This window comes from Blastococcus jejuensis (assembly GCF_039534705.1).
Lineage (GTDB): Bacteria > Actinomycetota > Actinomycetes > Mycobacteriales > Geodermatophilaceae > Blastococcus_B > Blastococcus_B jejuensis.
Genome location: NZ_BAAAVV010000010.1, coordinates 19390 through 37206 on the forward strand (window position 1 = coordinate 19390; position 17817 = coordinate 37206).

Annotated in this window: 20 protein-coding genes and 1 tRNA gene; 12 read left to right on the forward strand and 9 right to left on the reverse strand. The window is 74.5% G+C overall.

Annotation, left to right across the window (positions count from 1 at the left end):
* Window positions 1-129: 129 nt before the first annotated feature.
* The 3 genes from ABD644_RS17670 to ABD644_RS17680 form a co-directional block, all read right to left on the reverse strand.
* Window positions 130-756 (reverse strand): GNAT family N-acetyltransferase, encoded by a 627-nt coding sequence (locus tag ABD644_RS17670; protein WP_344690316.1) that lies wholly within the window; start codon window positions 754-756, stop codon window positions 130-132.
* Window positions 757-766: 10 nt separating this feature from the next.
* Entirely contained in the window at window positions 767-2179 is a 1413-nt protein-coding gene (glp, locus tag ABD644_RS17675; RefSeq protein ID WP_344690317.1) for a molybdotransferase-like divisome protein Glp, read from the reverse strand.
* 68 nt (window positions 2180-2247) lie between these two features.
* On the reverse strand, window positions 2248-3180 hold the full coding sequence (locus ABD644_RS17680) for a UTP--glucose-1-phosphate uridylyltransferase (protein WP_344690319.1): 933 nt from the start codon (window positions 3178-3180) through the stop codon (window positions 2248-2250).
* A gap of 27 nt (window positions 3181-3207) precedes the next feature.
* On the opposite strand from ABD644_RS17680, the gene ABD644_RS17685 reads away from it, so the two are divergent.
* Genes ABD644_RS17685 through ABD644_RS17700 form a run of 4 tightly spaced genes read left to right on the forward strand, consistent with a single transcriptional unit; the run spans window position 3208 to window position 7950 of the window.
* Window positions 3208-3792, forward strand: a complete 585-nt coding sequence (locus tag ABD644_RS17685; protein WP_344690320.1) for a 5-formyltetrahydrofolate cyclo-ligase — start codon at window positions 3208-3210, stop codon at window positions 3790-3792.
* A gap of 42 nt (window positions 3793-3834) precedes the next feature.
* Entirely contained in the window at window positions 3835-5172 is a 1338-nt protein-coding gene (locus tag ABD644_RS17690) for an SLC13 family permease (RefSeq protein WP_344690321.1), read from the forward strand.
* A gap of 31 nt (window positions 5173-5203) precedes the next feature.
* The gene (locus ABD644_RS17695; RefSeq protein ID WP_344690322.1) at window positions 5204-6433 is read left to right on the forward strand and encodes a CaiB/BaiF CoA transferase family protein; all 1230 of its coding nucleotides are present in this window, start codon (window positions 5204-5206) and stop codon (window positions 6431-6433) included.
* Window positions 6430-7950 carry a carboxyl transferase domain-containing protein gene (locus ABD644_RS17700; protein ID WP_344690323.1) on the forward strand — a complete coding sequence of 507 codons (1521 nt, stop codon included), beginning with the start codon at window positions 6430-6432 and terminating at the stop codon, window positions 7948-7950. Before ABD644_RS17695 ends, ABD644_RS17700 begins: the two co-directional genes overlap by 4 nt.
* Before the next feature lie 33 nt (window positions 7951-7983).
* Here the strand turns inward: ABD644_RS17700 and ABD644_RS17705 are convergent, their stop codons facing one another.
* Entirely contained in the window at window positions 7984-8469 is a 486-nt protein-coding gene (locus tag ABD644_RS17705; RefSeq protein WP_344690324.1) for a MarR family winged helix-turn-helix transcriptional regulator, read from the reverse strand.
* Between the two features lie 65 nt (window positions 8470-8534).
* A complete protein-coding gene (locus ABD644_RS17710) occupies window positions 8535-10058 on the reverse strand; it encodes a carboxylesterase/lipase family protein (protein ID WP_344690325.1) in 1524 nt (507 codons plus the stop codon).
* Window positions 10059-10435: 377 nt separating this feature from the next.
* Between ABD644_RS17710 and ABD644_RS17715 the strand changes: the two genes are divergently transcribed.
* The 4 genes from ABD644_RS17715 to mscL all read left to right on the forward strand — a co-directional run bounded on the left by ABD644_RS17715 (window position 10436) and on the right by mscL (window position 13382).
* Complete coding sequence (locus ABD644_RS17715; RefSeq protein ID WP_344690326.1) at window positions 10436-11458, forward strand: methyltransferase; 1023 nt, start codon at window positions 10436-10438, stop codon at window positions 11456-11458.
* Between the two features lie 374 nt (window positions 11459-11832).
* Window positions 11833-12165 carry an FmdB family zinc ribbon protein gene (locus ABD644_RS17720; protein ID WP_344690327.1) on the forward strand — a complete coding sequence of 111 codons (333 nt, stop codon included), beginning with the start codon at window positions 11833-11835 and terminating at the stop codon, window positions 12163-12165.
* A gap of 95 nt (window positions 12166-12260) precedes the next feature.
* Window positions 12261-12893, forward strand: a complete 633-nt coding sequence (cpaB, locus tag ABD644_RS17725) for a Flp pilus assembly protein CpaB (RefSeq protein ID WP_344690329.1) — start codon at window positions 12261-12263, stop codon at window positions 12891-12893.
* A 51-nt stretch (window positions 12894-12944) separates the two neighbouring features.
* Window positions 12945-13382 (forward strand): large conductance mechanosensitive channel protein MscL, encoded by a 438-nt coding sequence (mscL, locus tag ABD644_RS17730; protein ID WP_344690331.1) that lies wholly within the window; start codon window positions 12945-12947, stop codon window positions 13380-13382.
* On the opposite strand, the gene ABD644_RS17735 is transcribed toward mscL, so the two are convergent.
* A complete protein-coding gene (locus ABD644_RS17735) occupies window positions 13379-14068 on the reverse strand; it encodes a YbaK/EbsC family protein (RefSeq protein ID WP_344690332.1) in 690 nt (229 codons plus the stop codon). The two genes, mscL and ABD644_RS17735, sit on opposite strands and share 4 nt — an antisense overlap.
* 80 nt (window positions 14069-14148) lie before the next feature.
* Between ABD644_RS17735 and ABD644_RS17740 the strand changes: the two genes are divergently transcribed.
* On the forward strand, window positions 14149-14505 hold the full coding sequence (locus ABD644_RS17740; protein WP_344690333.1) for a VOC family protein: 357 nt from the start codon (window positions 14149-14151) through the stop codon (window positions 14503-14505).
* Entirely contained in the window at window positions 14502-14921 is a 420-nt protein-coding gene (locus ABD644_RS17745; RefSeq protein ID WP_344690334.1) for a PaaI family thioesterase, read from the forward strand. The genes ABD644_RS17740 and ABD644_RS17745 overlap by 4 nt, the downstream gene beginning before the upstream one ends.
* On the opposite strand, the gene ABD644_RS17750 is transcribed toward ABD644_RS17745, so the two are convergent.
* The 3 genes from ABD644_RS17750 to ABD644_RS17760 are packed head-to-tail and all read right to left on the reverse strand — an operon-like array spanning window position 14918 to window position 17178.
* On the reverse strand, window positions 14918-15835 hold the full coding sequence (locus ABD644_RS17750) for an MSMEG_6728 family protein (protein ID WP_344690335.1): 918 nt from the start codon (window positions 15833-15835) through the stop codon (window positions 14918-14920). The two genes, ABD644_RS17745 and ABD644_RS17750, sit on opposite strands and share 4 nt — an antisense overlap.
* A gap of 43 nt (window positions 15836-15878) precedes the next feature.
* Complete coding sequence (locus ABD644_RS17755; RefSeq protein WP_344690337.1) at window positions 15879-16757, reverse strand: NAD-dependent protein deacetylase; 879 nt, start codon at window positions 16755-16757, stop codon at window positions 15879-15881.
* Window positions 16758-16797: 40 nt separating this feature from the next.
* Window positions 16798-17178: a hypothetical protein gene (locus ABD644_RS17760; protein ID WP_344690338.1), complete on the reverse strand. Its 381-nt coding sequence runs from the start codon at window positions 17176-17178 to the stop codon at window positions 16798-16800.
* A gap of 90 nt (window positions 17179-17268) precedes the next feature.
* Here ABD644_RS17760 and ABD644_RS17765 point away from each other — a divergent pair.
* Window positions 17269-17341: transfer RNA gene (locus tag ABD644_RS17765), tRNA-Arg, on the forward strand.
* Between the two features lie 149 nt (window positions 17342-17490).
* A complete protein-coding gene (locus ABD644_RS17770) occupies window positions 17491-17793 on the forward strand; it encodes a hypothetical protein (RefSeq protein WP_344690339.1) in 303 nt (100 codons plus the stop codon).
* Window positions 17794-17817: the final 24 nt, after the last annotated feature.

Consider the following 17817-nt stretch of genomic DNA (forward strand, 5'->3'; position numbering starts at 1 on the left):
ATCGGCAGGTTAGGCAGCAACTCCACCCGGATCCGGGAGGCGCGCGGTGTGTCGCTGAGTGTTGTGTGACTGGTGTGACGACAGAGGCGTGTCGCGGACCGCCTCCCGGCTCCGGCAGCCCCCCGCGTGCTATGCGCCGGAGGGGTTGTTCGCCTTCCACCGGGCGAGCACGCCGCCGGGCAGGTCCTCGGCCAACAGCCCGTACGCGAGGTGGTCGCGCCAGTCGCCGTCGATGTCGAGGTAGCGCCGCAGCAGGCCCTCCCGCTGGAAGCCCAACCGCTCGACCAGGCGCTGGCTCGGGCCGTTCTCCGGCCGGATGTCGGCCTGGACGCGGTGCAGCCCGACCGGCCCGAACGCGTGGTCGCAGACCAGCGCGACCGCCAGGGAGGCCATGCCCCGGCCGGCGACCGCCTGGTCGATCCAGTAGCCGAGGTACCCCGCCCGCAGCACGCCCCGCACGATGTTGTCGATCGTGACCTGCCCGGCCAGGCGCCCCTCGACGCGGACGGCGAAGGGCAGCGAGGTGCCCAGCCGCGCCCGGCGCCCGACCGCCCGCCGCATGGCCCGGTAGGCCGCCGGGCTGTGCCGCTCCGCCCAGGGCATCGGCGCGGTGGGTTCCCACGGGCGCAGCCAGTCCTCGTTGGCCAGGCGCACCCGGCTCCACTCGACGGCGTCCCGGCGGCGCAGCGGGTGCAGCTCGACCGGCCCCCAGGTCAGGCGCGCGGGCCAGCCGGGGTGGAGGGCGGGGTCGGTCACGGGGTCGAGGTCAGCCGCCGAGCAGCAGGGGCATGACGGTGACCAGCCCGCCCGCGGCGACCTCGGTGACGTCCTCGTCGATCACGATCAGGCAGTTGGCCCGGGCCATGCGGGCGAGCTGCGCATCCGTGCCGTCGCCGACCGGCTCGACGACGTACCCGCCGTCGGGGTGCCGCATGACGGTGCCGTGCAGGTACTGGCGGTAGCCGAGCGGTGATTCCAGCTGCTGCCCGGCGATGGCCTGGACGGTGCGGCGGAAGAGCTGCCGCTTGCCGAGCATCAGCCGGATGGCCGGGCGGACGAACACCTCGAAGGAGACCAGCGCGGCGACCGGCTCCCCCGGCACGCAGATCACCGGGATCTGGTCGCGGCCCAGGCGGCCGAAGCCCTGCACCGGCCCCGGATGCATGGTGACCTGGCGGAAGCGCATCTGGCCGAGCTCGGCGAGCGCGTCGGTCACCATGTCCGAGCCGCCGCTGGCGAAGGTGCCGGCGATCAGCACGAGGTCGCTGCGCAGCAGCTGGCTCTCGAGCACCTCGGTGAGGCGGCGCTTGTCCGCGGGCAGGATGCCCGAGCGGTAGGCCTCGGCGCCGGCGTCACGCGCGGCCGCGGCCAGGGCGTAGCTGTTGACGTCGACGATCTGCCCGGGCGCCGGGACGGTGCCTACGTCGACCAGTTCACCGCCGGCGCAGAGGACGGCGATGCGCGGGCGGGGCCGCACCAGCACGCGCTCGCGCCCGACAGCCGCCAGCAGGCTGATCTGCGCCGGACCGATCGGGGTGCCGACGCCGACCGCCGGGTCGCCGGGGGCGACGTCGTCGCCGGTGCGGCGGAGGTAGCTGCCGGCCGGCGGGGCGGCCTGGACGGCGACGCGCACCGGTCCCTGGTCGGTCCAGACCGCGGGGACGACGACGTCGGCACCGGCGGGCATCATCGCGCCCGCGGCGACCTTGAGCGCCAGGCCCGGCCCGATCGACGACGGCGAGGTCGCGCCCGCGACGCTCTCCCCCACCACCCCGAGCTGCACCGGTGCCTCGACGGTGGCTGCGGCGACGTCGTCGTACCGCGCCGCGTAACCGTCCAGCGCCGCCTGGTCGAAGGCGGGCAGCGCGCGCTGGCTGACGACCTCCTCGGCGCACAGCAGGCCCTGCGCGTCGAGGACGGCGAGCTCGATGGGTTCGGGCTCGGGCATCGCGGCGAGGATCTCGTCGAGGTGCCGCTCGACGGTGCGCGGCTGGTCGGGCGTCGTGCGGTGGTCCTGCGGGGCGGGGCTCGGGTCCAGGACCGTGCGGGGCGCGGGCACCGGGTCGGCGCCGGGCCGGCCGCCGGAGGCCCGCCCGTGCACCGGCGGCGCCATGGGCATGTCGACCTGGGCGGTGTCCCGGTACCCCCGGAACCCTCCCGTGTTCTGATCGCCGTCCATGTCCCGAACCGTCCTCACCACCGTCGCTCCGCCGTGCCGTCGCCCGATGGTGCCCTTGCCGCGCCCGGTCAGGACGGCGACGCGCCCTCCGCGGGCAGCTCCGTCACGAACTCGCGCAGGAAAGCGGTGAACGGCGGGCCCAGGTCGTCCCGCTCGGAAGCGAGCCGCACGACCGCCTTGAGGTAGTCCAGCCGGTCGCCGGTGTCGTAGCGACGCCCGCTGAAGACGACGCCGTGCAGCGGTTCCCCGCGCGCCACGAGCGTCGCCAGCGCGTCGGTCAGCTGGATCTCGCCGCCCCGGCCCGGGGCCGTCTCGCGCAGCACCTCGAACACCTCCGGGGCCAGCACGTAGCGGCCGATGATGGCCAGGCTGCTGGGCGCCTCGTCGATCGGGGGCTTCTCCACCAGACCGGTGATCCGCACGACCTCGTCGCCGTCCATCGCGGTCTGCGTGCCGGGCTCGATCGCCACGGCGCCGTACTTGTCGATGTTCTCCAAGCCGACGTCGAGCAGCGCGATCACCGAGCCGCCGTGCTCGGCCTGGACGGCGAGCATGTGCTCGAGCAGGTGGTCGCGGGCGTCGATCAGGTCGTCGCCGAGCAGCACCGCGAACGGCTCGTCGCCGACGAACGCGGCGGCCTGGAGCACGGCGTGCCCGAGCCCGCGCGCCTCGCCCTGGCGGACGAAGTGGACCTGCGCGACGTCGGTGGAGGCGTGCACGGAGGCGAGCCGGTCGGCGTCGCCCTTCTTCTCCAGGGCCGACTCGAGCTCGGGGTGCCGGTCGAAGTAGTCCTCGATCGCGGCCTTGTTGCGGCCGGTGACCATCAGCACCTCGGGCAGCCCGGCGCGGGCCGCCTCCTCGACGATGTACTGCAGCGCCGGCCGGTCGACGACCGGCAGCAGCTCCTTCGGCACGGACTTGGTGGCCGGGAGGAAGCGCGTGCCCATCCCGGCGACGGGGATGACGGCCTTGCGCGCCGGTCGGACGTTCGGGCTGGGCATGGCAGGCAGCGTAGCTAGCCTGCCGACGTGCCCACCGGACCCGAGGTCAAGTCGGAGCTGCGCGCACGCCTGCTGGCCCGACGCCGGCAGCGCCCGGCCGCCGAGCGGGCGTCCGCGGCCGCCGCGCTCACCCGGGCGCTGCAGGCCGGGCTCGCCGGGGCCGCCACGGTCGCGGCGTTCGTCCCCGACGAGACCGAGCCGGGGGCCGGCGCGCTGCCCGGCGCGCTGTCCCGACCGGGCACCCGGGTGCTGCTCCCGGTCGTGCCCGACACCGGGAGGGAACTGCGCTGGGCGGTCGACACCGGACGGCTGGCGCCGGGCCGGTTCGGGCTGCTGGAGCCGACCGGGCCGCGACTGGAGCCGGCCGCGATCGGCGAGGCCGACGTCGTCGTCGTCCCGGCGCTGGCCGTGGCCCGTGACGGCGCCCGGCTCGGCCGCGGCGGCGGCTACTACGACCGCGCCCTGCCCCTGGCCCGCGACGACGCCGTCCTGGTGGCCCTCGTGTTCGACGACGAACTGGTCGACGCGCTGCCGGTCGAACGGCACGACCGCCGGGTCACGGCGGTCGTCACCCCCTCCGGCGGCTGGCAGGCGCTACCCACGAGTCAATGAGACGGTGAGCGGGCCGGATCCCCCGACGTCGTGGGAGTGCCCGTGTCCCCTGAGATCGTCACCATCATCGCGCTGGTCGTGATCTTCGCGATCGCCACCTTCCTGCCGATCAACATGGGGGCGCTGGCGTTCGTGGCGGCGTTCGTGGTGGGCACCCTGTCGGTCGGGCTCGAGACCGACGAGATCATCGGCGGCTTCCCCGCTGGGCTGGTGCTGACGCTGATCGGCGTCACCTACCTGTTCGCCATCGCGGAGAACAACGGGACGGTCGACCTGCTGGTCCGCGGCGCGGTCCGGCTCGTGGGCGGCCACGTCGCGGCGATCCCCTGGATCATGTTCTTCGTCACCGGCGTGCTCACGGCCATCGGCGCGCTGTCCCCGGCGGCGGTGGCGATCATCGCGCCGATCGCCCTGAGCTTCGCTGCCCGCCACGGGATCAGCCCGCTGCTGATGGGCATGATGGTCATCCACGGCGCCCAGGGCGGGGGCTTCTCCCCCATCAGCGTGTACGGCGTCACGGTGAACACGATCGTCCGCGACGAGGGCCTGCCGGGCAGCCCGCTGGCCGTCTTCCTCGGCGCGCTGTTCTTCAACCTCGCCATCGCGCTGGTGCTGTTCTTCGTGCTCGGCGGGCGCAAGCTGATCGGCCGGAAGGTGGAGGCCGAACCGCTGCCCCACACCGAGCACGCCCACGGCACCGTCGTCCGCGGGCACGGTGCCGCTCCCGGGCCGGCGGTCGGCGGCGATGACGACGAGCACGTGCACCCCGACGTCCCGCAGCCGGTGCGCTTCGAGCAGATCCTCACCCTGGTCGGGCTCGTGGTGGTCGCCGTCCTGGCGCTGGGCTTCGACCTCGACATCGGGTTCGTGGCCATCAGCGTCGCCGTCGTCCTAGCGCTGTTCTCCGCGCAGAAGCACAAGGGCGCGGTCAGCCAGATCAGCTGGTCGACGGTGCTGCTCATCGCCGGCGTGCTGACCTTCGTGTTCGTGCTCGAGGAGGCCGGCACGATCGACTACGTCGGCGACGCGGTGATCGGGCTCGGCGTGCCGCTGCTGATCGCGCTGCTGCTGGCCTACATCGGCGGGGTGGTGTCGGCGTTCGCGTCGTCGACGGCGATCATCGGCGTCGCGATCCTGCTGGCGGTGCCGTTCCTCGAATCCGGCGACATCAGCGCGATCGGGGTCGTGGTGGCGCTGTCGGTGGCCTCGACCATCGTCGACGTGAGCCCGTTCTCGACCAACGGCGCGCTCGTGCTGGCCAACGCGCACGACATCGACAAGGACCGCTTCTACAAGCAGATCCTGGGCTACGCGGCCATCGTGGTGGCCATCGGACCGCTGCTGGCCTGGCTGGTGTTCGTCGTCCCCGGGTGGCTGTGATCAAGTTCAGGGCATGGAAGGGAAGCAGCACGTGAGCGGACCACTGGACGGGATCCTGGTCGTCGACCTGACGCGGGCACTGGCCGGGCCGCACGCGGCGATGATGCTCGGCGACCTCGGCGCCCGCGTGATCAAGGTGGAGAGCCCCGGCAGCGGTGACGACACCCGGGGGTGGGGGCCGCCGTTCGTGCAACCCGACCAGGGCGAGCGCGAGTCGACGTACTTCCTGTCGACGAACAAGAACAAGGAGTCGATCACCCTCGACCTCAAGGACGACGCCGACAAGGCCGTGCTCACCGAGCTGGTGCGGCGGGCCGACGTCCTGATGGAGAACTTCCGCCCGGGCACCCTGGACCGGCTCGGCTTCGGCACCGCCGTGCTCGCCGAGCTCAACCCGCGGCTGGTCACCCTGGCGATCAGTGGGTTCGGCCACGACGGGCCCGAGGGCGGCCGCGCCGGCTACGACCAGATCGCCCAGGGCGAGGGCGGGCTGATGTCGCTGACCGGCTCGGGGCCCGACGACCCGCAGCGGGTCGGCGTGCCCATCGGCGACCTCCTGGCCGGGATGTACGGCGCCTACGGCGTGCTGGCCGCGCTGCTGGAGCGGGAGCGCACCGGCCGCGGGCAGGTCGTGCGCACGTCGCTGCTGGCCGCGATCGTCGGCGTGCACGCCTTCCAGGGCACGGCCTGGACCGTCGCCGGCAAGGTCGGCCGGGCCCAGGGCAACCACCACCCCTCGATCGCGCCCTACGGTCTGTTCCACTGCGCCGACGGCAGCGTGCAGGTGGCCTGCGCCAGCGAGTCGCTGTGGCGCAAGCTCTGCGCCGAGTTCGGGTTCGACCCCGAGGCGCCCGGGATGGCGACCAACGGCGAGCGCGTCGAGCACCGCGGCGAGGTGATCGCGCTGCTCGAGGGCGCGTTCGCGCAGATCGCCGCCGAGGACCTGCTGGCCCGGCTGAACAAGGTGGGCATCCCGGCGGGCAAGGTCCGCACGATCGACGAGGTCTACACCTGGGACCAGGCGCTCTCGCAGGGGCTGCTGGTCGACGTGGACCACGCGACGTTGGGCCCGCTGTCCCTGCCCGGCCCGCCGCTGCGCTTCTTCGACGCAGGTCCCGGCGGCGAGACGGAGACGACCCGGCGCGAGCACCTGGCCCCGCCGACGCTCGGCGCCGACGGCGACGCGATCCGCGCGTGGCTGTCCGGCGGCGTCGCGCAGCCCGACGGCAGCGAGGACGTCGAGGACGGGCACGCGACATGAGCGAGCGGCTGGACGCGCGCACCCTGCGCGATCGGGTCCTCGACGCCGGCTCGTGGCGCACCTGGGACTCGCCGGTCGACCGGGGCACGGTCTCCCCGGAGTACGCGGCCGAGCTCGCGGCGGCCGCGGAGCGGTCCCGCCAGGACGAGTCGATCATCACCGGTGAGGGCACGCTCCGCGGCCGCCGGGTGGCGGTGGTGGCCGGGGAGTTCGGCTTCCTCGCGGGCTCCATCGGGGTCGCCGCCGCCGAGCGGCTGATCGCCGCCGTCGAGCGGGCCACCGAGGAGGGCCTGCCGCTGCTGGCGGCGCCGGTCTCGGGCGGCACCCGGATGCAGGAGGGCACGGTCGCCTTCCTGCAGATGATCGGCATCACCGCGGCGATCGCCCGGCACAAGGAGGCGGGGCTCCCGTACCTCGTCTACCTGCGCAACCCGACCTTCGGTGGCGTGCTCGCGTCGTGGGGCTCGCTCGGGCACGTGACCATCGCCGAGCCCGGCGCCTCCATCGGGTTCCTCGGCCCCCGCGTCTACGAGGCGCTCTACGGGGAGAAGTTCCCGGCCGACGTGCAGACCGCCGAGCACATGGCCGAGCACGGGCTCATCGACGCCGTCGTCCCGCACGAGGAGATCGGCGAGGTCGCCGACCGCGCGCTGCGCGTGCTGGCCGCCCGGCAGACCTGGCACGTCGACGTGCGCGGCGCCGAGCGACCCACCGCCGAGGACGGCACCGACGCCGACGACCCGGAGGACGGCCGCAGCGCCTGGGACGTGGTGACGGCGTCGCGGCGCACCGACCGTCCCGGCGTGCGCCGGCTGCTGCGGACCGCCGCCACCGACGTCGTCGGGCTGTCCGGCACGGGCGCCGGCGAGAAGGACCCCGGGCTGCTCCTCGCGCTGGCCCGCTTCGGCGGGGCGCCGTGCGTCGTGCTCGGGCAGGACCGGCGCGGGCAGTCGCTGTCGGCACCGCTGGGGCCGGCGGCGCTGCGCGAGGCTCGGCGCGGCATGCACCTGGCCGAGGAGCTGCGGCTGCCGCTGGTCACCCTCATCGACACCCCCGGAGCGGCGCTGTCCCGCGAGGCGGAGGAGGGCGGGCTGGCCGGAGAGATCGCCCGCTGCCTGCACGACCTGGTGATGCTGCGGGCGCCGACGATCGCGGTGCTGCTCGGCCAGGGCACCGGCGGCGGGGCGCTCGCGCTGGCCCCGGCCGACCGCGTGCTGGCCGCCGCGAACGGCTGGCTGGGTCCGCTGCCGCCGGAGGGGGCCTCGGCGATCGTGCACCGGACGATCGACCGCGCCGACGAGATGGCCGCCCACCAGGGGGTGCGGGCCACCGACCTCTGGCGGGCCGGGATCGTCGACCGCGTCGTCCCCGAACGGCCCGACGCCGCCGACGAGCCGGTCGAGTTCTGCCTGCGGCTGGGCCGCGTGCTGGGCGAGGAGCTGGCCGGGCTGCTCGGGCGCGACGACACCGAGCGCTTCCGCAGCCGGCTGCACCGCTACCGCCACCTGGGCCGCTGAACCCCGGGTGGGGCGACGTCGACCGGCGAGACGTCAGCCGCCGTCGGACCGGACCCGCAGGCTGTGGTCGGGATCGAGCCGCTCCATGATCGCGCCGAGCGCATCGCCCAGGGCACGCGCCTGGTCCTCGGTGAGCGGGTCGAACACCGCCGCCCGGACGGCGTCCACGTGACCGGGTGCGACCGAACGGACGACGTCCCAACCGGCGTCGGTCAGCACGGCCACGTTGCCGCGACCGTCCTCCGTGGAACGCTCACGCCGCACCCAGCCGCGGTCCTCCAGCCGGGCCACGGTGTGCGACAGCCGGCTCTGCGACTGGTTCGCCCGCCGTGCCAGGTCGCTCATCCGCCGGCTGCTGGTCGGGGACTCCGAGAGCATCGCCAGGACGACGTACGCCGCGTGGCTGATGCCGGCGTCCCGCTGCAACTGGGCGTCCAGCGCGCGGGGCAGCAGCTCCGTCACCGTGAGCCAGGCGCGCCAGGTCCGCTGCTGCTCGTCGTCGAGCCACCGCTGCGTCACAGCCCGTAACCGTACTGTGCGGACCGCCACCGCCTCACCCGAGGATCGTCGCGTCCCGGGGCCACTCACCGCACCCCGGCCCACAGGTCCCGTTCGCGGGCGTAGGGATCGTCGATCACCGACGAGGTGACGTCGAAGCGCATCGTCGCGCGTCGCGCGAGGTCGTAGCGCGGCCACCCCGGATCACCGTCCCTCGCGAAAGCCACCCACGCGGCGTGCATCGCGTCGGCCAACTGCTGTGGCGGGTCCTCCCCCAGCGCCCCGCCCAGCATCTGCTCGCGTCCCCTGTCGAGGGTGTCGAAGACGAACGGGATCTCCAGGGCGTGACAGGCGCCCAACTGCCCTCCGAAGGCCGGGGAGGGCCAGGCGAACTCGTACATGAAGGTCCCGGCCGGGGACGGCGCGTGCGCATCGGCCAGCCGCACGGCCGGCAGGCGCACCCACCAGTCCGTCTCGACCGCTGCCAGCAGGTCGCCGGCGGTGCCCCCCGGATGGGCGGCGCGGTAGGCCGGCAGCGCCGACTCCGCGGGCAGCCCGAAGGCGGCCATGCTCTGCGAGCCGTAGACCTCCACCGGCCCGGCCAGGGCCTCGTCGGTCACGCTGTCCATCAGCCCGCCCAGGACGACGAACATCCGCCAGTCGTCGGAGTTCGTGCCCACCAGCACGTCGACGTCGGCGCCCGCCCCGGCCACGATCCGGTCGATCGGGACGGCCGGGACGACCTCCCCGTCGATCACCGGGTGGAAGGGCATGGTGCTGGCCACGACCTCCGCACTCCACCGCGCGGGGTCCGGGGAGGTCAGCACCTCGGCGTTGATCCGCGCCTGGGCCTCGAGCAGTCGCTCGACCGGGACCTCCGCGATCGCCGCCCGGGTGGGCGGAACGCCCAGCACCTCGGCCAGCCGGGCTCCGATCCGCGTCGCCGCGTCGGCCGGGATGACGTGGTGGGCCGCTCCGCTCTGCAGCACGGCCCGCCGGAAGAGCCCCTCGGCGCGCGGCATCGACAGCAGGATGCCGATGCACATCGCCCCGGCGGACTCGCCGAACACCGTGACGCGGTCGGGATCCCCGCCGAAGGCGGCGATGTTGTCCCGCACCCAGGTGAGGGCGGCGATCTGGTCGAGCAGACCGAGGTTGGCGCCGTCGTCGTCCTCGCCGAGGTAGAGGAAACCGTCGGCGCCGGTGCGCCAGTTGATGGTCACGCAGACCACGCCGTCGCGGGCGAACCGGCTGCCGTCGTAGCTGCCGCCGGAGCTGAACTGGAACGAGCCCCCGGGGCTCCACACCATCACCGGCAGCCCGCTGGCTCCCGGGTCGGGGGTGTGGACGTTGAGGTTCAGGCACTCCTCGCCGGGCACCGCGGGGTCGTAGAGGAGACCCGTCGGGTCCGGGCCGAACTGCGGCTGCGGCGGCTCCGGGCCGAGGACCGTGGCATCGCGGACGCCGGTCCACGACGCGGGCGGCTGCGGCGGCCGGAGGCGGTTCGCGCCGAACGGCGGCGCCGCGTAGGGGATGCCCAGGAAGACGCTGACCCCGTCGTCAGTGGTCCCCCGGACCCGCCCGTTCCTGGTCGCGACGATCGTGTCCATGCGCTGACCACCCTTCCGACCCTGCGCCCGTGTCGGACGGCGGCTGCCACCCATCGGCCAGTCTCGGCGGCGGGGCCGGCGCGCAGAGGAGGCGAACGGCTCTTCGAGGGCACGTCCATGTCCCCGCCGCGACCGGTGACCCACCGCGGCATCCCCCGACGGGGGGCGCAGCGTGGTGTGCGGCACGTGTCGGCGAGCGTCACGATTGCGGATGTCGAGCTGAGAGTGCGGTTCGCCGCGTGCGCGTGATTGCGCCGGCGAGCACGAGATCGCGGGTACCGGGAAGCCGGCTGCAGGTGGCCCGAATGGACCGCGAACCGGGCGGTCGAGGTGCGCTACCGTCGCGCCCTCTGCCGAGGGGGTGCTCGATGGCGAGGATGCCCAACCCGAGAGTGCTGGTCGAGGTGCTGCGCAGCGGGAACCTCCGCGCGCGGCTGCGGGCGGCGCGGGACGGACAGGCGGCGGTTCGCCTGCAGCTGGTCGCGGCGGCCGCCGATCTCGGGGTGCTCGACGCGCTCGCCGGCGGGCCGGTCAGCACCGCCGCGCTGGCCGACCGCCTGGGTGCGCCCGATCCCGACCTACTGGCGGCCTACCTCCGCGTGCTGGCGGCGGCGGGGTTCATCACGGGCGAGGGCTCATGGGCACTCACCAAGGCCGGTCGAGCGGTCGTCGACGACGACCAGGTGCGGGCCATCTACGAGGGCTTCGGCGGCTACCACACCGAGCTCTACCGGGAGCTGCGACCGCTGCTCTCCGGCGGCCTGCGACGCCGCGACATCGAGGAGCAGGCCGAGGTCATCGCCCGGCTCTCCGCCGTCCTGGAGCCGCTGCTCCACGACCTGCTCACCCGGACGGTCCGCGAGCGCCGGCCGCGCCGGGTGCTCGACATCGGGTGCGGTGCCGGCCTCCACCTGGCGGCGATGCTCGAGGCCGCTCCGGACGCCACCGGCGTGGGTGTGGACGTCGACCCCGACGCCGCGGCACTGGCCCGGCGCACGCTGAGCGAGCGGGGCCTGGCCGACCGGGCCAGCGTCGAGGCGGTCGAGATCCAGAAGGCGCTCGCCGCCGGTCGCCCGGGCGCCCTCACCGACGGCATCGACCTGGCCCTGCTCGCCAACGTCATCTACTACGTGCCCGTCGACGAGCGGGTGGAGCTGCTGCGCGCGGTCGCCCGCCTGCTCGCACCGGGCGGCGCCCTCGTGATCGTCACCACCGTGGTGGGGCCGCAGCTGTTCAGCCGGCACCTGGACCTGCTGCTGCGGGCGCAGGAGGGCCGCATGGAGCTGCCCGCCGTCGACGTGCTGCTCGGTCAGCTCCGCGAGGCGGGCCTGCAGCCGGACCCACCGGAGCGGATCGGCCCCCCGGGCGCTGCGCTCAGCGCGGTGACAGCGATCCGCTGAGGACGTCGGTCACCCGGGGTCGATCGGTAGCGGCCCGCGGCTGAAGAGACGACCGCCACCCAGATGCGGCAGTGGGGGCGGAAGCCCTCCGAGGCGCCGAACGGCCACGCCGCTGCAGGCGATGTCGGCGGCGGAGATCGCCCGGCCGCAATCCCACGCACTCGACCGCGATCACGCGCACGGCTCGTCCGCGACGCACGCCGCGCCCGCAGTTCGGCGCACACGGAGATCGCGGTCGCGCTCAGGGATCGCGCAAACGTGACGCTCGACGCGGCACGTGGACGACGGCCGTCACATGGCGCACAATTGGCAGTCGCCGGGCATGAGTGCTAAGCCGCCGGCACCCGATCAGTGCGCGACCAGGGAGTTCCACCGTGCCGACCTACCAGTACGCCTGCACCAACCCCGAGGGGAAGCACGAGTTCGAACTGGTGCAGTCGTTCACCGACGCACCCGTGAGCGAGTGCCCCGAGTGCGGCGCGCCGGTGCGCAAGGTCTACGGCTCGGTCGGCGTCGTGTTCAAGGGGTCGGGCTTCTACCGCACCGACAGCCGCAAGGCGTCCACGTCCTCGGAGAGCGCCTCCTCCAACGGCTCGTCGTCGACCAAGGAGAGTTCCTCCTCCTCGTCGTCGTCGTCGTCGAAGGAGAGCGCGTCCTCGTCCTCGAGCAGCTCCGGCAGCGGCAGCACGGCCAAGGCCGCGAACTGACGACGACGGCACCTCCGCCGTCCACAGGCGCTCCCTCCCTCCACAGATCCCGCTGATCCGCCCCGCAGCCTGATGCGGCCGGGCACGGTCGGGGGGTGCTGCGTCTCCGCCGTCCGCTCTCCCCGCTGCACCTGCTGCGTCAGGTCGCCGCAGCGGTGCTGCTGGCCCTCGCACTCGTGCTGTCGCTGCGCGGGGGCTCGGCTCCGGCCGTCGAGGCACCCGGCCCGACGTCGCCGGTCGTCGTCGCCTCCGCCGACCTGCCCGCCGGCACGCGGCTGACCGCGACCGATCTCGAGGTCGGGCGACTGCCGCCCGCCCTCGTCCCTGCCGGCGCGACCTCCGCCGTCGACGCGGTGGCGGGTCGCGTGCTGGCCGGGGCGGTCCGTGCCGGCGAGGTCATCACCGACGTCCGCGTGGTCGGCGCGGGGCTGACCGCGCTGCTCCCCGCCGGGCAGGTGGCCGCCCCGGTACGGCTGGCCGACCTGGCCGTCGCCGCGCTGGTGCGCACCGGTGACCGGATCGACGTCCTCGCGACGCGTGACGGGGAGGCGGCCGCCGTGGTCGTGGCGGCCGACGCGCTGGTGCTGGTGGCGGCCGACCAGCGGGCCCCGCCGGTGGAGGACGCGGCGGCCGGCCTGCTGGTGGTCGCCGTCGACGGCGAGACGGCGGCCCGGCTGGCCGCGGCCGCCACGTCGTCGACGCTCACGGTCACCCTGCCTCCGCCGTGACACGCCGATCGCCCCTGGCCAGGGAGCCGCAGGGCACGGTTCACTCCCCGCATGCTCAAGGGATTCAAGGACTTCCTGCTCCGGGGCAACATCGTCGACCTCGCCGTGGCGGTGGTCATCGGCACCGCGTTCACGGCGCTGGTCGCCGCCTTCACGAGCTCGTTCCTCGAGCCGCTCATCGGCCTCATCGGCGGTGGGGGCGTGGATGGTGGCATCGCGACGGTCAACGAGCAGAAGTTCACCTGGGGCGCGTTCATCAACGCGGTGATCACGTTCGTGCTGACGGCCGCCGTCGTCTACTTCGTGGTCGTCGTGCCCTTGAAGAAGATCATGGAGCGGCGCAAGCGCGGCGAGGAGCCCGGGCCGGCCGAGCCGACCCAGGTCGAGCTGCTGCTCGAGATCCGCGACCTGCTGCGGGCCCAGCAGGGCATGGGGCCGGGCGGCGACCCGTCCGGGCCGGGCACGACCAGCCTGCCCGGCCAGCTCTAGTCGCTGCCCCAGTGCGGTGGGCGGTCCTCGAGGTAGCGGCGGTCGTCCTCGTCGGTGTCGCGCGGGGGCTCCCCCCAGCCCACGTCGGTGTCGTCGGGGGCACGCACGGGGACCGGGGGCGGGGGTGCGGCCTGAGGGTCGGCGGGCACCGGCTGCCCCAGCCCGTCGAGCACCTCCGCCGCGGACAGCGCGGCCAGGGTGGCACCGGACACGGCGAGCTTGCTCCCCCGCGTGCCCGAGCCGATGACCACGAGTTCCGCGGCGGCGACGGCCGCATCGACCAGCACCGGCCACGCCGCAGGAAGGCCCAGCGGCGTGATGCCGCCGTAGGCCATGCCGGTCTCCGCGACCGCGACGTCCTGCGGCGCGAAGGACGCCTTGCGCGCCCCGAGGTGCCGGCGGACGAGCCCGTTGACGTCGGCCCGTGTGGTGGCGAGGACCACGCAGGCGGCCAGCGTGGTCTGCCCGGCCCGGCGGGCGGCGACCACGACGCAGTTGGCCGACGCCTCCGGCGGTACCGCGTACGCGTCGGTGAAGGCCGCGGTGTCGGCCAGATCGTCGTCGATGCGGGCCACCCATACAGGCCCGGGGACGGCGGGCAGCACGGCGGCCACGGCGTCGCCGAGCAGCTCCGGGTGCTCGGCCGCGGGCAGCCAGGTAAGGGTTCCGAGCCGGGGTGCGGTCACGGCAGCGATCCTGCGGCACCCACGCGGGGCGGCGCAGGTCGGGTCGCCCCGTGGCCGCCCCTCCGACCAGGATGGGTCCCATGATCGGTCAGCTGCACTCCGTCGTGATCGACGCGCCCGACGCGCACGCACTCGCCACCTTCTACGCGAACCTGCTCGGCATGGAGGTGAAGGGCGAGCCGGGCAACGACTGGATCGTCGTCACCGGCGCCGGCTACCGGATCGCCTTCCAGCAGGCCCCGGACCTGCGACCGCCGGACTGGCCCGATCCCGACCGGCCGCAGCAGTTCCACCTCGACATCCGGGTCGCCGACGTCGACGACGCCGAGCCGAAGGTCCTCGCGCTCGGCGCCCGCCGGCTGCCCGGTGGCGGCGGTGACTTCCGTGTCTACGCCGACCCGGTCGGCCACCCCTTCTGCCTGGTGTGGGACGCGTGAGCGAGAACCTGCCCGACGTCGACCTCACGGCGGCGAGCGCCTTCGTCGCCGCGTCGGGGTTCCGGGTGACCGAGATGAGCGGGGGGCGGGTGGCCGGCCACGTCGACCTGGGCTCCGACCAGCACACGCCCTGGGGCGTCGTGCACGGCGGCGTCTACTGCACCGTGATCGAGTCGGCGGCCAGCATCGGTGCCAGCGCCGCCGTGGCCGAGCGCGGGCAGTTCGCGGTGGGCGTGAACAACAACACCGACTTCGTCCGGCCGATGACCACCGGCCGGATCGACGTCGTCGCCGAGCCCGTCCAGCAGGGCCGGACCCTGCAGCTCTGGCAGGTCACGCTCACCCGCTCCGACGACGGCAAGCTGGTCGCCCGCGGGCAGGTGCGGCTGCAGAACGTGCCGCTGCCGGGGGCCTAACGCTCGAGCACCGCGGGGTCGAGGACGACCGAGAACAGCGCCCGCGGGTCCTGCAGGGCCGACGGCGGACGGACCGCCGACCGCGGGACGACCCGGTCCCACCGGACCGGACGGCGGTGCGGGAGCAGCTCGCGGCCCTGGAACAGGTAGTCGCCCACGACCTCACCGAGCAGCAGGCCGGCACCCTGCTCGACCGGCACCGCCACCGGGTCCCCGGGTCGCATCTCGTCGACGAGGACCGACAGCTGCCGCAGGTCCTTGGCCGGGCGGCGCCCGGAGAGCTCCTTCGCCAGGGCCCGGAGCTCGGCAGGGCTGAGTCCGGTGGCGTCGACGTCCACCCCCGCCTGGGTGCCCAACCCGACGACGCCGGTGGCGAGGCAGGCCCCGAGCTCGCCGTGGGCCCGCGGTCGCACCACCCACACGCGGACACCCTCGGGCTCCGGGGACGGCGGCACGTCGTCGGGCCCCGGCCAGACGTAGGGCAGGTCGTCGGGTTCGGCGCCGAACAGCTCGGCGAACCGGGCGCGGTAGAAGGCCGGGTCCTTGGCGACGAGGTTGGACCGGTGCGAGCGGTGCAGCGCCTCGTCCCCGACCCAGGAGGGCAGCAGCCCCGCCGCCGCCAGGTCGTCCTGGGCCGCACCCACGACGTCCGGGGCGAACTCGGCAATCTGGGCGTCCGTCGTGTCGGCGTAGCCGCGGTCCCGCCAGACGCGGACCATCGCCAGCCCGTATGCGACCAGCGCGGCGGTCCGGCCCCGCCACATCAGGACGGCGGGGTGGTTGGCCCAGCCGTAGTCGGGCAGCTCGAGCGCACGCAGGATCTGCAGCGTCTCGACCCGCTGCTTGCCCAGCCGCGGGGAGTCCAGCAGCCGCGCGCTCTCCTCGAAGTCGGCCACCGGGAGAAAGGTCTGCATCGCGGTCCATCCTCGAACAGACCGCGACCGGCCGCCGGGTCAGTCAGCGAGCCGGCGCGCAGCGGCGGGCCAGCTCCGGGAGGACGGCGCCGAGCGGGGCGTCGACCCTGATGTCGGCCTTCGCGTCCCCGCGGGTCGGGCCGACGTTGACGATCGCGACCGGGATGCCGAGCTTCGCCGCCCGCAGCACGAACCGGTAGCCGCTCATCACGGTCAACGACGAGCCCAGGACCAGGAGACTCCCCGCGCCGTCGACGAGGTCGAAGCAGCGGTCGACGCGGTCGCGGGGCACCGTCTCGCCGAAGAAGACCACGTCGGGCTTGAGCGGTCCCCCGCCGCAGGCCAGGCAGTCGACCATCACGAAGCCGTCGAGCAACTCGTCGGGCAGCTCGGCGTCACCGTCGGGGTTCACCTCGTCGACCCGCGGGCCGAACGTCGGGTTGGCCGCGCGCAGCCGCTCGTCGAGCTCGGCCCGGCCGGCGACGTCGCCACAGGCCAGGCAGACCGTGCGGTCCAGGCCGCCGTGCAGTTCGACGACGTCCCGGGCGCCGCCGGCCTGGTGCAGGCCGTCGACGTTCTGCGTGATGACCGCACCGACGAGTCCGGCGGCCTGGAGCTCGGCCACCGCCCGGTGACCGGGGTTCGGCCGGGCGCCGCGGATCTGCCGCCAGCCGACGAAGCTGCGGGCCCAGTAGCGGTGCCGGCCGCGCGGGTCGCGCAGAAAGGTCTGGTAGGTCATCGGGGTGTGCCGGCGCAGGCTGCCGGTCGCACCCCGGTAGTCGGGGATGCCGGAGTCGGTGGACAGGCCCGCGCCCGAGAGGGTGACGACGTCGCCGTCGGCGAGGAGCGCGGCCAGGTCGTCGAGGGCGGCCGGGTCCGGAGCCACGTCACGGACGGCGTCGGCGGTCGGCGCTGCGGTCACCGGCCCATCGTCCCCGGAGATCGCCGCCGGCGCCGCCGGGCTATCCCTCGGCGTTGAGGTAGGTGCAGCGGAAGCGGGCCTGGGACATGCCCTCGATGAAGCGGACCTCCCAGCCGGGGTCGTCGGCCGGGAACGTGACGATCACCCGCTCCTCGAGGACGACGGGGTGCCCGTCGAGGCCGGTGTAGGCCTTGCGCACCAGCACGCGGGTCGCGCCGTCGACCTCGTCGTGCGCCGGTGCCCAGCGGGCGGCCTCGATCGCCGCGGCCACCTGGGCCCGCTGCGCCGGCGGCAGCTCGCCCACCGCACCCCGCCCCACCGGCCGCGGCCCGACCCAGACCTTCCAGAGCGACCAGGTGCCGAGCACGAGCAGGCCGACCAGCAGCAGCACGATCAGCAGCTCGACCAGCGGCAGCACCATGGCCCGACGCTAGTTCCCCGGAGCGGCGAAGGGCGGGGCCGCAGCGCCCGCTAACCTCGGGGCGCACACCCCGGTCGGCCGAGCCGACGAGCCCCCGTAGCTCAGGGGATAGAGCATCGGTTTCCTAAACCGTGTGTCGCAGGTTCGAATCCTGCCGGGGGCACCGACCCGCGGCTCGGGTCCCGGGTCAGGCGCAACCGGCCGCTCCGGGAGCGCCGGACCAGGATGCGGCGAGTTGACGAGGGACTTTCGGTCCCATCTTCGCGACGCTCACCGGTGCCCTGGGCGCGCGAGACCGATCACTGTCGTCCCATGCAGATCACGGCCACGGCGATGCTGCCCAGTGACGACACGGACCGGGCCCGGTCCGCGCTGCGCCTCCGGCTGCTCGAGATCATCGAACGCAGGCAGATCCCGTCGGCGTCCCTCGACGGGGCCACCATGCTGATGGCCGGCCCGACCACGCTGACCGACGCCGCCGGCCACACCTGGTACGAGTGGGTGGCGACTCTTCGGACCCGGCCGCCCGTGCTGCCCCGCCGGCACCTGTCCGACGATCGTGATGTCAGGCCGACCGTCGCCGACCTGGGACTGCTGCGCCGCCACGCCGGCTGACCGCACCGGTAGCCGGTCGGCGGC